The sequence below is a fragment of the Vibrio jasicida 090810c genome (assembly GCF_002887615.1).
Classification (GTDB): Bacteria; Pseudomonadota; Gammaproteobacteria; order Enterobacterales; family Vibrionaceae; genus Vibrio; species Vibrio jasicida.
Map to the genome: position 1 here is coordinate 1,636,794 of NZ_CP025793.1, position 16,215 is coordinate 1,653,008.

A 16,215-nucleotide genomic window follows, 5' to 3' on the forward strand; every position below is an offset into this window, starting at 1 on the left:
GAGCGTTCTTATGGAACAAGCAGCAACTCAATACAACACTAAAGTTGTGAAGTATTTTGTGTTGGCATCGTTAGTTTGGGCTATTGTCGGGATGATCATTGGTGTGATCCTCGCGGCGCAGTTGTATTGGCCGGTACTAAACTTCGATTCTCAATACTTCCAATTCGGTCGACTCAGACCACTACACACTTCCGGCGTAATATATGGCTTTGTAGTCAACATTTTGATGGGTACCTCTCTCTACATCGCTCAACGCACCGGACGCTGTAATCTCTTTAACCAAAGCTTATCTTGGATGGTTTTCTGGGGTTGGCAACTGGTACTCTTTTTGGCGTTAATCAGTTTGCCCGTTGGCTACACAACTTCAAAAGAATACGCTGAGTTAGAGTGGCCAATCGACCTTTTGATCGTCTTAGTCTGGGTGCTTTATGCGGTACTTTTCTTCGGCACAATCGCCAAACGAAAAGTCGATCACATTTTCGTAGCCAATTGGTTCTTCGCAGCGTTTATCATCGTCATTGCCATGATCTTCATCGTGAACAACTTGGCCATGCCTGTATCGTTGATGAAATCTTATTCCGTCTTTGCTGGAGCGCAGGACGCCATTGTGCAATGGTGGTGGGGTCACAACGCAGTGGGCTTCTTACTGACTGCTGGTGTGATTGGTATGAATTATTACTTCATACCAAAAGTGGCAGACCGCCCTATTTACTCTTACCGTTTATCTGTCATCCACTTTTGGGGCTTGGTTGGTTTTTACACTTGGGCAGGTACCCACCATTTGGTTTATTCATCGGTGCCTATTTGGGTGCAAAACATCGGCATCATCATGTCACTCATTCTTTGGCTTCCATCTTGGGCGGGCGCTTTCAACAGTGCGATGACACTGCTCCAAAACAAAGAGAAGCTTAAATCTGACTACATTTGCCTGTTCTTCTTCTCTGCCATTCTTTACTACTGCTTAGCCACATTCGAAGGGCCTCTACTGGCAATTCGCTGGTTCAATATGCTCGCGCACAATACTGAATGGGTCATCGGTCACGTTCATTCCGGCGCATTAGGTTGGGTGGGCATGTCCGGCATTGCGGTGTTCTACTACTTTATCCCGCGTCTCTGGAACAAAACCGAACTTTGGTCGCAGCGTTTGATCAAGTGGCACTTCTGGCTAGCCCATGCTGGTGTCGCCATCTACGCCATCGCGCTCTGGGTAGCAGGTATTGGCGAAGGCTACATGTGGCTAACCCAAAACGAGAATGGCGAACTGGTTTACAGCTTTATTGAAGCCATGAACTTTAAAGCGCCATGGTTGTTCTTACGTTTCTTTGGTGGCGCACTCTTTGTACTTGGTTTGTTCCTGATGGTGTTTAACTTGTATAAGACCGTGCGTTCTCCATCCGTACTAGTGGCAAAGGAGGCATAAGATGAGCAAAGACTTTACTCACTCAGTGGTCATTTTGATCATCACAACAGTGGTTGTGGCCTCCTTCTCACTCGCAGTCTGGGTTGTGCCGAATATTCTTCGCACTGACGACATCGCTAAGGGCAGTTTAGCCAAGCCGTTGACCGCCATTGAGCTTGCGGGTCGCGATATTTACATCAGTGAAGGGTGTCATGTCTGCCACACGCAGATGGTTCGTCCTCTAGAGCCTGAGACCAAACGCAACGGTCGCGCAAACAAGGAATCAGATGACATTTACGAATTCCCTAACCTATGGGGTTCAAAACGCACAGGTCCGGACTTAACCAACCTTGGCCGTAAATACTCTGACCAATGGCATGTATTGCATCTCATCGATCCTCGTCAGGTCATTCCAACGTCCATAATGCCGGCCTACCCTTGGTTGTTCGAACAAACTCTCTCGGGCGATGCAATTGTCGACAAGATGGAGACACTACGCACATTAGGGGTTCCATACACAGACCAAGAGATTTCCGACGCGCGCTTGCAAGTTCGCGGTAAAACCAAAGGCGAAGCGCTGATCCGTTATCTTCAAAGTCTTGGCCAAGATACAGCACAGGAGGTGGCTCCATGAGCACATTCTGGAACTGGTGGGCCGTTGCCTGCACAATAATCTTCTTTGTCCTGATGGTGGGCGTTATCGTCAAGTATTGGCGAAGCAACCATAAAGCAGACCAAGACCACACTATCGCCTCTTTTGATGGGATAGATGAAAAGGACGCGCCCCCCCCTAAACTCCTCTTCATTAGTTACGCTGTCGCGTTTTTACTCTCCGCAGGCTATTTGGTTCTGTATCCAGGGCTTGGTGAATGGAAAGGCTTGGCGAATTATGACCAAGCGGACGACAAACTTAGCTCGCCATCAACCACACTCGACCAGCAATTTAGTCAAGTAACCGACACCTCTTTGGCTGCACTTGCACAAGATGCCGATATTGTCCGTAGCGGTCGTATGTTGTTTCAAACCCATTGCGCAGCCTGCCATAGAGATAATGCACAAGGTCAAAAACACTTTCCTAACCTTATCGATAAAGAATGGATGTACGGCGGAGATGATGAAGCCATCATTCATTCCATAGCGAAAGGCCGTAACGGTGCGATGCCCGGCTGGGTTGAAGTGATGAGAAAGGACGAAGTGGACAAGGTTTCTTACTATCTTGCGTCGCTCAATCAACGCCACAGCAATGTGCCTGAAGTTAAAATAGAGTTGGGTAAGACCTTGTTCGTTCAATACTGTGCCTCATGCCATGGAGACGGTTCTATCGCTAATCAAGAAACGGGAGTGCCCGACCTTTCTGATAGCGTATGGCTTCATGGTGGCAGTATTGAAGAGATTCAACACACCATCAATTACGGTTTGAACAACTTGATGCCTGCATTTGAAAACCAACTCTCAGAGCACGAGATCCTCGCGATTGGTGCTTACATCCGCAAAGCCGGCGAAGAGGAAGAGCAGAAACTCGCAGTACTTAACGCTCAATCTGTCGAGCGTGGTGAATATCTGGCACACGCGGGGGATTGCGTCGCTTGTCACAGTGCAGAAGGTGGCGAACCTTTTGCCGGCGGCCTACCGTTTGTTACGCCATTTGGCACAATCTATTCGACCAATATTACTCCTCACGCCAGTGAAGGGATTGGTGAATATGACTACGACAACTTCCGTGATGCTCTGGTACACGGTAAAGGCAAACATGGTTACTTGTACCCGGCGATGCCTTACACCTCTTATCAATACCTTACGGAACAGGATATGACGGATTTGTGGGAGTACATGCAGTCTATTCCTGCCGTGGCGCGTCGTAACGATGAAAACCACATGATGTTCCCATCGAACATTCGTCTTGGTCTACTTGGCTGGAACATTGTCTTTATGGACACCGACCCTATCGACTACAACCTACCCTCAGAGCTTGAGGGCGCGGTGGATGACGTAGAGAAGTGGCAGAAAGGCAAATACTGGGTTGCAGGCTTAGGACACTGCTCAGAGTGCCACACGCCGAGGAATATTGCTCAAGCATTGATTCCTGAGCGCATATTCCAAGGTAACTTGATTGACGGCTGGAACGCACCTGACATTACGTCTACGGAGCTGTATGTGGGCGGTTGGGATGAGAAGACTCTGACCGACTTCTTACACACAGGTCACTCAGACAAAGGCACTGCTTTTGCTGGGATGGCTGACGTGGTCAAAAACAGTTTGAGCTTAATGACTCGTGAAGACGTTGAGTCTATGTCCTACTATCTACTCAATGGTGACGTAAACAACTTCATTTCCGCCGATGCCGTTCCTCTGGAGCCTAAAGGGTTTGATGAAGCGGCTTATCAAGAGCCAATCTATGCAACTTACAAGCAAACATGTGGAGCATGCCATGGTAACGATGGTAAAGGACGAGATCCGATAGCACCAACGCTCTTGAACAACGGCATTATCATGCACAGTGACCCGTTTAACACCATTGCAGTAACGGTACGAGGTTTACAACCAACTTACATTGACCCTGAACGTAACTTTATGCCGATGGCAAGCTTTGAAGACATCTTATCAGACGCTCGTTTGGCAGAATTGATTACCTTCGTACGTAAACACCTCGGCGATCAACAATCGCCTGTTACGCCAGCAGACGTTCGAGAAGTAAGGGAAACCTTAGAAGCCGCAGGTTATGCCGGAGGACTGCATACCACACCAGATATGTATGACCGACGAGATAACAACATCCATATCAAGTAACTAAAGTGGCGAGTATCAGGTACAAAAAAAGCCCTTTCCAATCGGAAAGGGCTTTGACTTAGTTCCCAAAATTTTTGCCGTTTTACAGCAGTTCTACCGACTGTTGAGCGATAACCCACTCTTCATTGGTAGGAATAACCAGTGCTTTCGCACCAAGCAACTCAGATGTAGCAACAACACCTGCGTTACCAAATCGAGCGTCTTCGTTACCTTTCACATCTTCAACAAAACCTAGCAGTTTAAGGTTGTTTAAGATTTCACGACGAATTGGCATAGAGTTCTCGCCAATACCGCCAGTGAAGATGATGCCGTCAAATGAATCTAGAGCAGCAAGGTAAGACGCAATGTATTTAGACACACGGTATGTAAACACTTGGAACGCTAGAGTTGCACCTTCGTGACCCTCTTCCATCGCTTCCAAAATACCGCGTGCATCACTTGTTAGGCCAGAAACACCTAAGAAGCCTGAAGCCTTGTTTAGCGAGTTAAACACTTTCTCTTGAGACCAACCTTTCTTCAGAAGGTACTCGATGATACCTGGGTCTAGGTCACCACAACGTGTGCCCATCATCAGGCCAGACAGCGGCGTGAAACCCATAGATGTATCTACAGACTCACCGTTGTTAATTGCACAAACAGAAGCACCGTTACCTAGGTGAACAGAAATGAAACTTGATTCTTCCACTGGTTTATTCAGCATCTTCGCAGCTTCACGGCTTACGAAGTAGTGGCTCGTACCGTGGAAGCCGTAGCGACGAATTCCAAAGTCTGTATAAAGTTCTTTAGCAATTGCACCGGTGTAAGCTCTTGCAGGCATTGTTTGGTGGAACGCAGTATCAAACACAGCAAACTGAGGCAGCTCAGGGAATGCCGCCATAGAAGCACGCATACCAATCGCATGAGCAAGGTTATGTAGAGGGGCTAAGTCACTTAACGCTTCTACGTCTGCAATAACAGACTCATCTAAACGGACTGTCTTGGTAAACTTCTCACCGCCGTGAACCACTCGGTGGCCAACAGCAACAACATGGTCAATTAATTTGTACTCTTTTACTAACTCAACTAATTTTGCTACTGCAAGTTGATGGTGGTTCTCATTACCTTTAATAGCAAATTCAAATTTTTCACCGTTGAATTTCCAGCTCATACGAGCGTCTGATAGACCAAAGCATTCGCCCAGACCACTTAGCACAGCATCGCCAGATTGTGAGTCGATGACTGCAAATTTTAGTGATGAGCTACCTGAGTTGATCACCAGTACAAACGAATTAGACATGAAATAGTTTCCTGTTGTGGAGCAAAGGTTGTAATTGCGCATCCGCGCTTCGTACTTCTTGTTTGTGCTCTCTATTATTCAATAATTTTTTAATCTTTCAACTATCTTTTAGTGTTAGTTGCTCGTTTGCGTAATTTTTGTTGATCTATGACAAGTTTAAAATTTATTTGAGCAGTGAAATATATCGAATTCACTCAACTAAAGTGGAATCAGACACTTAAAATCATCAATATATGAGTAAGAAAACAAAAATATTACGAATTTTTTTGAATGAATAGAGTATAGAAGAGCAGAGACAAAAAAGCCGAGCATTTCGCTCGGCTTTCATATTCAACTATTTTTTAATGCAATAGTGTGCAGATATTATGCGTCTTGCGTGCGGCGACCACGGCCGTGACCACGTTCACCACGGTGTGCACCACGGTGATCACCACCACGGTTACGATCGAAACGACGCTCGCCACCTTCACGGTTACCTTCGCGGTTGCCACCTTCACGGTTGCCATCGCGGTTACCACGGAAGCCACCTTCGCGACGACCGCCTTCACGACGATCACCACCACGGTTGCCGTTGCCGCCTTCACGGTTGCCACGGTAACCGCCGCCATCACGACGACCACCATCGCGACGACCACCGTCACGACGACCACCACCACGAGACTCACGGAAGTCATCAAAGTCACAAACTACAGCGCCAACTTCTTGTTGACGGATGCGAAGCTTGCTTAGCTTGCTTGCTGCGTCTGAAGTCATTGCTTTTGGTAGCTGAACAAATGTGTGACCTTGAGCTAGCTTAATCGCACCGATAGAGCCTTTGCCTAGACCAAGCTCGTTAGCTAGAGCACCAACGATGTCTTTCACTTGAACACCTTGCTCACGACCAACTTGAAGCTGGTAAGTATCCCAATCTTGTGTATTGAAGCTGCGACCGCCTTCACGACCACCTTCGCGGCGCTCTTTACGACGTTGCTTGTCACGTTCAATCGCTTCAACCATTGGGTCTTCGCCAATGTAGAATAGAGGACGTTTACCTTGTTGACGCTTAAGAAGCATTGCCGCAAGCATCGCTGGGTCGATTTCTAGAGAAGTTTGTAGTTTCTCTACTAGCTCAGCGAATTTGTCTAGTGACTTGTGCTCTTTCTCTGCTTCCAGTTCAGCAGCTAGCTTGCTTAGACGAGCTTCAGCAACTTGGTCACGTAGAGGAAGTTGGATTTCTTCCATAGATGACTTAGTTACGCGCTCGATAGTGCGAAGCATGCGGATTTGGTTAGTGCGAACAAGCAGGATCGCTTTACCTTTACGTCCAGCACGGCCAGTACGACCGATACGGTGGATGTAAGACTCAACATCGAATGGGATGTCGTAGTTAAATACGTGTGTAATACGTGGAACGTCAAGACCACGTGCAACAACGTCTGTTGCAACTAGGATGTCGATAACACCTTGTTTGATGTGATCAACAGTACGCTCACGTAGAGACTGAGGAATATCACCGTGCAGTGCAGCAGCTTTAAAGCCACGTGCAGATAGCCAATCAGCTAGACGCTCAGTGTCTTGACGAGTACGTACGAATACGATTGACGCGTCAGTTTCTTCAGTTTCAAGAAGACGAGACATTGCTTCATCTTTCTCTACACCCTTCACTACCCAGAACTGTTGTTGAACTTTGTCTACAGTGTGGTTTTTACCAGCAACGTCAACAGTTACAGGATCACGTAGGAAGCGCTCAACAATGTTTTTCAGCATTGGTGGCATAGTTGCAGAGAATAGAACGCGTTGAGCTGATTCAGGAGCGTGTTCCATGATTGCAGTTACGTCGTCCACGAAACCCATGTTTAGCATTTCGTCCGCTTCATCAAGTACGAAAGTGCTAACTTCGTCTAGATGTAGACGTTCACGGTTGATAAGGTCTTGAACACGGCCAGGAGTACCTACAACAACGTGTGCACCGTTTTTAAGAGCACGCATTTGATCCACGATAGAAGCACCACCGTAGATTTCTAGAACTTTAAGACCTTTGATATTTTTACCAAGGTTTTTCATTTCAGCCGCAACCTGAATCGCTAGCTCACGAGTTGGAGCAAGAACGATTGCTTGTGGTTTACGTTGATCAAGATCTAACTTGTTTAGAAGAGGCAGAGAGAATGCTGCCGTTTTACCTGTACCCGTTTGTGCCTTGCCCAGCGCGTCAGCACCTTCCAATAGGTGTGGGATTGCCGCAGCCTGAATTGGAGTTGGTGACACGAAACCCATTCCGTCTAGAGCAGAAAGGATAGAATCATTCAGAGATAAATCACTGAATTGAATAACAGAATCTTGCATTGGGATCCTACTTAATTAAACAAAAAAACAGTCCCATATGCTCTTCCAATTCGATACTGATCCATCCAGATACTAAATCCATTCAGAAAGGAATTAGCACAGTACACAACCGCGATAAGCCATTAGGGACGACTAAGGGAGGCGGATTATTCCTTAAATGCATAAAAAAAGCTAGAAAAAATTGAATTACATCACAATTTATTCTCACTAATGGTAATATTCGCATAAAATTCCACCTACCCCTCCATTCTCCGTAGAGAAAAGCACCACAACGCTGTTCAATTCATCAATAATTCACAGTGAATTTGGGGGCTTTAGGTAGTAATAATAGCCCGCAATGATTATAGTGTGCCCAATTCCATTGGTAAGTTAAGAAAAGATGTTTCAAGATAACCCTCTATTAGCTCAGCTTAAGCAACAAATCCAAGAAAACCTGCCTAAAAAAGAAGGCTCAATCAAAGCAACCGATAAAGGCTTTGGCTTCCTGGAAGTGGACAGCAAAACCAGCTTCTTCATCCCACCAGCGTACATGAAAAAGTGCATGCACGGCGACAAAGTCGTTGCCATCATCCGCACTGAAAACGAACGTGAAGTCGCAGAACCACAAGAGCTGCTAGAACAAGCTGTAACTCGCTTTATTGGCCGAGTAAAAATGTTCAAAGGCAAGCTAAACGTTGCACCTGATCACCCACAGCTGAAAAAGCTCTCTCTTAAAGCGAAACTAAAGAAAGGCTTAAAGCCTGACAATTTCGTTGAAGGCGACTGGGTTGTTGCTCATCTTATTCGTCACCCTCTTAAAGGTGACAACTCATTCTTCGTAGAGATTTCTGAGAAGATTACCGATGCAAACGACAAGATTGCACCTTGGTGGGTAACGCTTGCACAAAACGATTTGCCAAACTCAGAGCCTGCTGGCATTGATAACTGGGAATTGAAAGACGATGCGGATCTAGAACGTGTTGATATGACACACGTACCTTTCGTCACCATTGATGGCGAATCAACCAAAGATATGGACGATGCGCTGTTTGCGAAGAAGACAGAGTCTGGCGACTTTGAACTGACCATCGCAATTGCCGATCCAACTGCATACATTACACCAGAAGACGAAATGGATAAGGTTGCACGTGAACGTGGTTACACTATCTACCTTCCAGGTCGTAACATTCCTATGCTTCCACGTGACCTTGCAGATAACCTATGTTCACTGATTGAAGATGAAGTACGCCCTGCGATTTGCTGTACTGTGACAGTAAGCAAAGAAGGTGTCGTTGGTGATGATATCAACTTCTTCGCAGCAAACATTAAGTCTCATGCGCGCCTTGCTTATGACAATGTGTCAGATTGGCTAGAAAACGGCAGCTCAGACAAGTGGCAACCATCAGAAGAAATCGCAACCATCGTTCGTGACCTATATGACTTTTCTCTTGCTCGCGCTGATTGGCGAGAAAAGAATGCCGTTATCTTCCCAGATCGCCCAGACTACCGTTTTGAACTAAGCGAAGACAACGACGTTATTGCTATTCACGCGGACATGCGCCGCAGCGCAAACCGTCTTGTAGAAGAATCGATGATCACTGCAAACATCTGTGCAGGCCGTACACTACGTGACAAATTTGAAACGGGCGTGTTCAACACACACGCAGGCTTGAAAGCTGAGAAAATCGAAGAAGTCGTTCAAATGGTAAACCCTGAAGGTACACTTGAATTCACAGCAGAATCAGTTGCGACACTAGAAGGCTTTGCGGCACTTCGTCGTTGGTTGGGCGAACAAGAAACGACATACCTAGATAACCGTATCCGTAAATTCCAAACGTACAGTGAAGTAGGCAACCAACCACTTCCTCACTACGCAATGGGTCTAGATATCTACGCGACTTGGACTTCACCAATCCGTAAATACGGCGACATGATCAACCACCGCATGCTGAAAGCCGTTATTCTTGGCAAAGAACCGGTTCAAACACCTGATGATGAAGTCGGCGAAGAATTAGCACTGCACCGTAAGCACCACAAAATTGCCGAGCGAAACGTGTCAGATTGGTTATATGCTCGTACTCTTGCAGAAGAGCCAAGTAAGAAAACGTGTTTCACAGGTGAGATTTTCGATATTAATCGTGCTGGAGCACGTGTTCGACTTCTCGAAAATGGCGCAGCGGCCTTTATTCCTGGTAGCTTGATTCTTGATAATAAAGAAAGAATTGAGTGTAACGGTGACAACGGTACCATTTCTATCGATAAAGAAGTGGTATACAAACTGGGTGATACATTGGAAATTGTTCTTTCGGACGTAAACCAAGAAAACCGCAGTTTAGTTGCAAAACCGACCCAGGTATTCGCTGATAAGCCAGCGACACAAACAGAAGAATCTGTGAGTGAATAATACCGGTTAAAGTTTAAAGGCGCTCAACTGAGCGCCTTTTTTATTTGTCATGTAAAAACGATAAGAACGAATATGCCGAACATTGAGATCATTCGCTTTAATCACTTCACTGCTCGCAAAAGTGAACGCTACACCGCCACCCACAACGGGTTATATGTTGTTGAGGAAGGCACCCTTGTTATCAACCAGCCAAGTGGCGAACAATTTGAACTGAAAGCAGGAGATTTCACCCTTTATAACTCAGCGGACTTAAGAAGTGCAGAAGCCAAACCTGGCGGTTTTAAAGCGATTGCCTTGGTCTTTGACATCGGTTTGTTCAGTGAATTCAAATCGGCCCACCCTACGATTACATCAGACACCGACGATCGTCGCTTTTATCCATTTTCAGCTCAAGGCCACCTAGCTATCTCGCAGCTTAAGAGCGCGTTAATTGAATTAGCAGATAACAAAGCACCACAATACGCTCAAAGCCATATTGCCCTCGCCCTGTTGTCACTGATGGTAGAAGTTCAGCCAGACATATTATCTATCATTGATGACGCAAGCAGCCTAACCGCGTCTCAGAAGGCGATTAAGTATATTGAAAAGAACATAGAAAAAGACATCACGTTAGAAGCGTTAGCAACGCACATGAGTATGTCTATCGCCACACTCAAGCGTAGATTGGCAGCGGAGAACCTTTCGTTCTCTCATATTTTGAAAGTGAAGCGCATCAACCATGCAGCAACCCAACTTCGTGTCTCTCAGAAATCCATTACTCAAATTGCCTTTGAATCTGGGTTTAAAAGCGCAGCACATTTTAGTACCGCATTTAAATCGATTTACAGCATCACGCCAAAAGAGTTTCGTAGCCAAATCGCAAAATAATAGGGGTTGAAGATAAGTTAGCCATCAATCCCAAAAACACGCTTGAGGATCGCTTTCCAGTTCGGCGAGAAGCACCTCAAGCGTTTGACTACTTGGTAGCTTCTCGTAAGGTATCCATACCACTTCTTCTTCACGATAGATCGGAACATAAAAGCACCAAAGTTGAGTTTTAGCATCAAATAGGATTTTAGCGATGGGAGATGTGTACTCACTGTGTTGTGAATCAAGTAAGAAGTGCGCATGATAAAGCTCGACACCGTTCTCTATAGGCTCGTACAAGCACTTCCCCAGCGCTTCTACTGGCAAATTGACATTTCGTCTAGCGCAAAGCGTTTGAACCAACTTATGTAGGCGACTGGTCGCCATTTGAGACACGGACATGAGCGTACTCCTGATATGTTGTTCTTAGTATATACCCAAGTGCCTGAGAGAGGCAGAAATCACCATCGGGCATGCGCCCGCTCAAGTCTAGAATAGCATCGCATTTGATGCCGAAAAGCTAACTGCGTCACCTCTTTCACCTCAATTCAGTAAAACCCTCCCATCCGATATTATTGATAGTTATCAACATAAAACGAGCGCAATCGATAATTCGCTATACATATCAATCTGCATTCACAAAAGTGTAACCTGAACGAAATATGATGAGCGCTGCGATATACCGTATATGGAGTTCAATATGTTACGTTTTACTGTGGCAACTGTATTAGCCATGGCTCTTTCCCTTCCTTCTGCTGTGGCAAAAGAAGTGAATATTTCAGGTTCTACCTCCGTTGCACGAGTAATGGATGTACTTGCAGAAGAATATAATAAAACACACCCTGATGATTATATTGCCGTGCAAGGTATTGGCTCAACAGCTGGTATCACTATGGTAAATAAAGGTGTGGTTGAGATGGGGATGAGCTCTCGCTATTTAACAGAAAGAGAGAAAGGAGAAGACTTAAACGTATTCCCTATCGCTTATGATGGTCTTGCTGTTGTTGTTAACCGCACTAACTCTGTAGTCAACCTTTCGGAACAACAACTGTTTGATATCTACAAAGGTAAAGTCGACAACTGGAAGCAAGTTGGCGGTACAGACCAACCTATCGCAGTCGTCACTCGTGAAGCCTCTTCCGGTTCTCGTTACAGCTTTGAAAGTCTACTTGGATTAACCAAGATCGTGAACGACCGCCTGGTCTCTGATATCAATCCGAACAACCTTGTCGTCAACAGCAATAGCATGGTAAAAACCATCGTAAACCATAACCCTCACGCGATTGGTTTTATCTCTGTTGGCTCAGTTGACCGGTCAATAAAAGCGATTCAATTTGAAGGCACTGCTCCTACAGCGAGCAATATCGCCAATCACAAATACAAGCTAGCTCGCCCATTTTTAGTTCTGTACAAGGTCGATGGATTGGAAAAAGCAGGCAAAGACTTCGTGAAGTTTCTGAAATCGCAAGAAGGTCAAAAAGCGATTGCAGATTACGGTTACACACCAGTAAAAAGCTTCAATCAGTAAACCGCAGATACAAAAAAGAGAGCCTAGTTGAGCTCTCTTTTTTGTTTGAATCTTTTTATTCCGATTAGAAATGCAACTGAATCACAGAAACAACCACCGCTCCAGGTCGACGAATACCTTCAATTTCTACTTTGATTTCACGCTCAATCTCAAGGCCTTTCTTGATTGGTGTGATTTTAGTAAGCGTACTTGATGCACGTACATTGTTACCCGCCTTCACAGGGTACGGGAAACGTACTTGGTTTAAACCTAGGTTCACGACCAACTTTGCTGTTGGGAACATTGGTTTTTCTGGATCAACAGAGTCTGTCAGCTTCGGCAAAAGCGCCAGCGTCAGGAAACCATGAGCAATCGTAGTTTTAAATGGTGATTCTGTTGAAGCACGTTCTGGATCGGTGTGGATCCATTGCATGTCTTCCGTTACCGAACCAAATTGGTTGATACGTTCTTGAGAAACATGAACCCAATCACCCACGTGGATCACTTCACCAACCTTGTCGCTCAACTCATCGAAAAGCACTTGTGCTTCTGGTTTTAGGACAATTGGATCAGGTTGAGAAATCACTTCCTCATTCACAGCAGGCTGCTGATGATCACGTACTTTAGAAAAAAGAAAACTGCTTTGTGCTCGACCTAAAAAGTCACCCCAATAATCGCGTAGCGTTGGAGACATCCAATTCATAAACTCTGATTGGTGAGCAGAGATCGCACCAACTTTGTCTTTAAATAGATTCGTGACTTTCATAAAAACCCTTCGATAAATTCAAGCACAACTGGCTATACCAGTTAATTTTGAATTAACTCACACTATGTTGCAAATACTTTCGGGCGAACACATGTATACTCAAAGTCATTTAATTCTTATTTTTCATGAAGATAGCAATAAAACACTATTTTATTAAGTAACCACAGCATAAAGTAAATACTCTACAATATATCGTAACAATCATCTTTTCTACGGTAATTTGTGATATTCACCTTCTAGAAGTGTGACTATAAAACGCGCAAACAGTTCTTTTAGATGAAATCAATACTTTACAACGTTTTCTACTCACCCTATTATACTTCCCGCAACGGAGAGATGGCTGAGTGGTTGAAAGCACCGGTCTTGAAAACCGGCATACGTTAATAGCGTATCTAGGGTTCAAATCCCTATCTCTCCGCCACATTTAGAAAGCCCGTTGAGAAATCAACGGGCTTTCGTCGTTTTAGCGCTTGGAAAATTACGAGATTTCTAAATCCCTAGTCGTGTGCGACCCCAGCACTCCGCCATATTCTAGTAAAAAGCCCGCCAAGATATTAGCGGGCTCTTTCGTATTTCAGCGGTTTAAGCTAATACTTGGATAAAATTGCCTCTTTCTCAGAATTTAGCTTTTTTATTGCCTCGTTGATTTCACTTAATCTGTCTTTATCTTCAGCTTTCATCTCTACTGCTTTTGGGTTCAAATCACAGGCAGAGAGGGTCTTATTTGAGGAAGATGTGAAACCAGATAAGCTCACACTGTAATCAACAATTTCGGAACGTCTATCGTTCTGAATTTTAACGAAAGCTCTGTTTCCAGCAATCATTTGAGCTAACAGTTTGCTAATTTGAACGCCAGTTTTATCGTTCATACGAACAAAGCCTGATCTATAAGAATTACTGTATAAACGCCCTCTAAATTTTATTGGCTTGTTATCATCTACTTTGACAAACATATCTACTTCTGTGTTAGGGACACCAAGCGCGCTATCTACATCAAAAGTGAGTAGAGTTTCCTTTTTTCCATTCGAGATATCACACCGAACGCCAATGCTTTCTTCTTGCTGATACTTATAAGAGAAAGCACTTAAAGTACGACGCTCACTTATTTCATCAGTATTGTCTGTATTTAACCACTTAGCCGAAACTAATGGAGAAGCTAACATGAGTGCAATAGACAACATTTTGGTTTTCATTTTTATCAACTCTTATATCTTTTTCATTTTGTCATTTCTCTATTCAAGAGAATATGCAATCGATTATATACCACATCATATTTACTGATGTTTGATAGAAAACAAAAAACAGTACACCATTCCCATTGAAAGAGAGATGCTTTCACGAATACAACTGTTTCTTGCACATTTTTCAGGTCACATTTTATCCAATTAGTTCGAGTCTCATTGGACAAAAATAGCAATAGCGAGAGCAATCTTGGTATAACAAATAACACAACAATAAATCATGGAAGACAGACACAATGCCGATTCAATTTCATCAGCTTACTGCAAAGGAAAACACTTCTACTCTCTCTATCGACGATTGGCAGATTGAAGCCGGGCAATCTTGGGGTATATTCAGTTCTGAGGGCGATATTGGTTCGATGCTTGGTGACTTACTGTGTGGTGAGATTAAACCTGAATCAGGTAAACTGAACATCGAAGATTGTCATATTGCTCAGGTCTCCCTTTCTGAGCAACAACGATTATTGGAACTGGAGATAGAAAAGGACGATACCGACTTTCTTGACCGTATTGACCAAGGCAGTTCCGTTTACCAGTTGATTTTTGAAGTCTGCCAAGATGAAGCCTTCACACAGGATCTGATTGAAGACCTCGATTTATCACATTTAACAGAAAGCGGTTTTCGAGTGCTTTCAACGGGTGAAACACGACGCGTTATGCTTGCCCGAGCGCTAGCGACCAAGCCTGACTTAGTGTTGCTAGACAACCCGTTTACTGGTTTGGATGTCGCTCACCGCGCCTCATTGGCGGCTTACCTTCAAACACTTTCTCAATCAGTGCAAATGCTGATTACCTTCTCTCGTGAATCTGACATGCCTGACTGGATAGAACGTATTGCGCTGTTCAACGCAGGCAAGCTTGATAGCACCATGGATAAGCAAAGCTGGGACCTACACCCTGTCATAGCGCAGATAAAAGCGCAGTCAGAGAAACAAAGTGAAGAGATGATGGCGTTGATTCGTCAGCATCAGCACTCGACGCATTTCGACAACCCTATCTTTGAGTTAAAGAACGGTAAGGTGGAATACACTGAGAAAACCATTTTCACCGATTTGAATTGGCGTATCGATAAAGGTCAACACTGGCAAGTGAAAGGACCAAATGGCTGCGGAAAAAGCACACTACTAGGCCTGATTTTTGGTGATCATCCCCAATGTTACAGCAACGACATCCACATCTTTGGTAAAAAGCGCGGTACTGGCGAAACCATATGGGAAATCAAGCAATACATTGGCATGGTTTCTTCCGCACTACATCTGCAATATCGAGTCAACTGCAGCGCACTAGATGTCATTCTATCAGGGTTTTATGACTCAATTGGGTTGTACTCCAAACCAAGTAAGAAAGAACTTAATATAGCTAAAGAGTGGCTGACAATCTTGCATATGGAGCAGTATGAGAAAACGTCGTTCAAACAACTGGAATATGGTCAACAGCGCTTGCTCTTAATAGCTAGAGCGATTGTAAAACAACCAACGTTGTTAATACTGGATGAGCCCTACCAAGGTTTAGATTACCTTGGTCGAGTGCTGGTAAAAAACACCCTTGAGTTAGTTGCAAAAGAAAACCTAAGCCAGCTCCTATATGTTTCTCACTATCAGGAAGATGGCTTAGAGAGTATTCAGAATTATCTAGAATTCAGATTCGACGAACAGACTCAATGCTATAAAGGGAGTACTGAGTAAGCA

General features: G+C 44.6%; 12 protein-coding genes and 1 tRNA gene. 8 read left to right on the forward strand and 5 right to left on the reverse strand.

All coding sequences use genetic code 11. The features are described from left to right. Positions 1–10 precede the first annotated feature (10 nt). Genes ccoN through C1S73_RS24840 form a run of 3 tightly spaced genes read left to right on the forward strand, consistent with a single transcriptional unit; the run spans position 11 to position 4,186 of the window. Positions 11–1,420, forward strand: a complete 1,410-nt coding sequence (gene ccoN, locus C1S73_RS24830; protein WP_038866595.1) for a cytochrome-c oxidase, cbb3-type subunit I — start codon at positions 11–13, stop codon at positions 1,418–1,420. 1 nt (position 1,421) lies between these two features. Then, on the forward strand, positions 1,422–2,033 hold the full coding sequence (locus C1S73_RS24835) for a cbb3-type cytochrome c oxidase subunit II (protein ID WP_038866596.1): 612 nt from the start codon (positions 1,422–1,424) through the stop codon (positions 2,031–2,033). After that, positions 2,030–4,186: a c-type cytochrome gene (locus tag C1S73_RS24840; protein ID WP_038866597.1), complete on the forward strand. Its 2,157-nt coding sequence runs from the start codon at positions 2,030–2,032 to the stop codon at positions 4,184–4,186. Before C1S73_RS24835 ends, C1S73_RS24840 begins: the two co-directional genes overlap by 4 nt. 82 nt (positions 4,187–4,268) lie before the next feature. Here C1S73_RS24840 and C1S73_RS24845 read toward each other — a convergent pair whose 3' ends face one another. Next, positions 4,269–5,462, reverse strand: coding sequence for an acetate/propionate family kinase (locus tag C1S73_RS24845; protein ID WP_038866598.1), 1,194 nt, complete (start codon positions 5,460–5,462; stop codon positions 4,269–4,271). 363 nt (positions 5,463–5,825) lie between these two features. After that, positions 5,826–7,784 carry a DEAD/DEAH box helicase gene (locus tag C1S73_RS24850; RefSeq protein WP_038866599.1) on the reverse strand — a complete coding sequence of 653 codons (1,959 nt, stop codon included), beginning with the start codon at positions 7,782–7,784 and terminating at the stop codon, positions 5,826–5,828. A gap of 379 nt (positions 7,785–8,163) precedes the next feature. Between C1S73_RS24850 and rnb the strand changes: the two genes are divergently transcribed. Both rnb and C1S73_RS24860 read left to right on the forward strand, forming a co-directional pair. After that, entirely contained in the window at positions 8,164–10,167 is a 2,004-nt protein-coding gene (rnb, locus tag C1S73_RS24855; RefSeq protein WP_038866600.1) for an exoribonuclease II, read from the forward strand. 72 nt (positions 10,168–10,239) lie between these two features. Further along, on the forward strand, positions 10,240–11,034 hold the full coding sequence (locus C1S73_RS24860) for a helix-turn-helix transcriptional regulator (protein ID WP_038866601.1): 795 nt from the start codon (positions 10,240–10,242) through the stop codon (positions 11,032–11,034). Positions 11,035–11,058: 24 nt separating this feature from the next. Here the strand turns inward: C1S73_RS24860 and C1S73_RS24865 are convergent, their stop codons facing one another. Next, positions 11,059–11,415, reverse strand: a complete 357-nt coding sequence (locus tag C1S73_RS24865; protein ID WP_038866602.1) for a DUF3024 domain-containing protein — start codon at positions 11,413–11,415, stop codon at positions 11,059–11,061. Between the two features lie 298 nt (positions 11,416–11,713). Here C1S73_RS24865 and C1S73_RS24870 point away from each other — a divergent pair, with 298 nt between their 5' ends. After that, complete coding sequence (locus C1S73_RS24870) at positions 11,714–12,541, forward strand: phosphate ABC transporter substrate-binding protein (protein ID WP_038866604.1); 828 nt, start codon at positions 11,714–11,716, stop codon at positions 12,539–12,541. A gap of 64 nt (positions 12,542–12,605) precedes the next feature. Here the strand turns inward: C1S73_RS24870 and C1S73_RS24875 are convergent, their stop codons facing one another. Beyond that, positions 12,606–13,286: a MaoC family dehydratase gene (locus tag C1S73_RS24875; protein ID WP_038866605.1), complete on the reverse strand. Its 681-nt coding sequence runs from the start codon at positions 13,284–13,286 to the stop codon at positions 12,606–12,608. Positions 13,287–13,616: 330 nt separating this feature from the next. On the opposite strand from C1S73_RS24875, the gene C1S73_RS24880 reads away from it, so the two are divergent. Beyond that, positions 13,617–13,707, forward strand: a tRNA-Ser gene (locus C1S73_RS24880). Between the two features lie 166 nt (positions 13,708–13,873). Here C1S73_RS24880 and C1S73_RS24885 read toward each other — a convergent pair. Next, positions 13,874–14,479 carry a hypothetical protein gene (locus C1S73_RS24885; RefSeq protein ID WP_038869665.1) on the reverse strand — a complete coding sequence of 202 codons (606 nt, stop codon included), beginning with the start codon at positions 14,477–14,479 and terminating at the stop codon, positions 13,874–13,876. A gap of 284 nt (positions 14,480–14,763) precedes the next feature. On the opposite strand from C1S73_RS24885, the gene modF reads away from it, so the two are divergent. Beyond that, on the forward strand, positions 14,764–16,212 hold the full coding sequence (gene modF / locus C1S73_RS24890; RefSeq protein ID WP_038869662.1) for a molybdate ABC transporter ATP-binding protein ModF: 1,449 nt from the start codon (positions 14,764–14,766) through the stop codon (positions 16,210–16,212). The last annotated feature ends 3 nt before the right edge of the window (positions 16,213–16,215 follow it).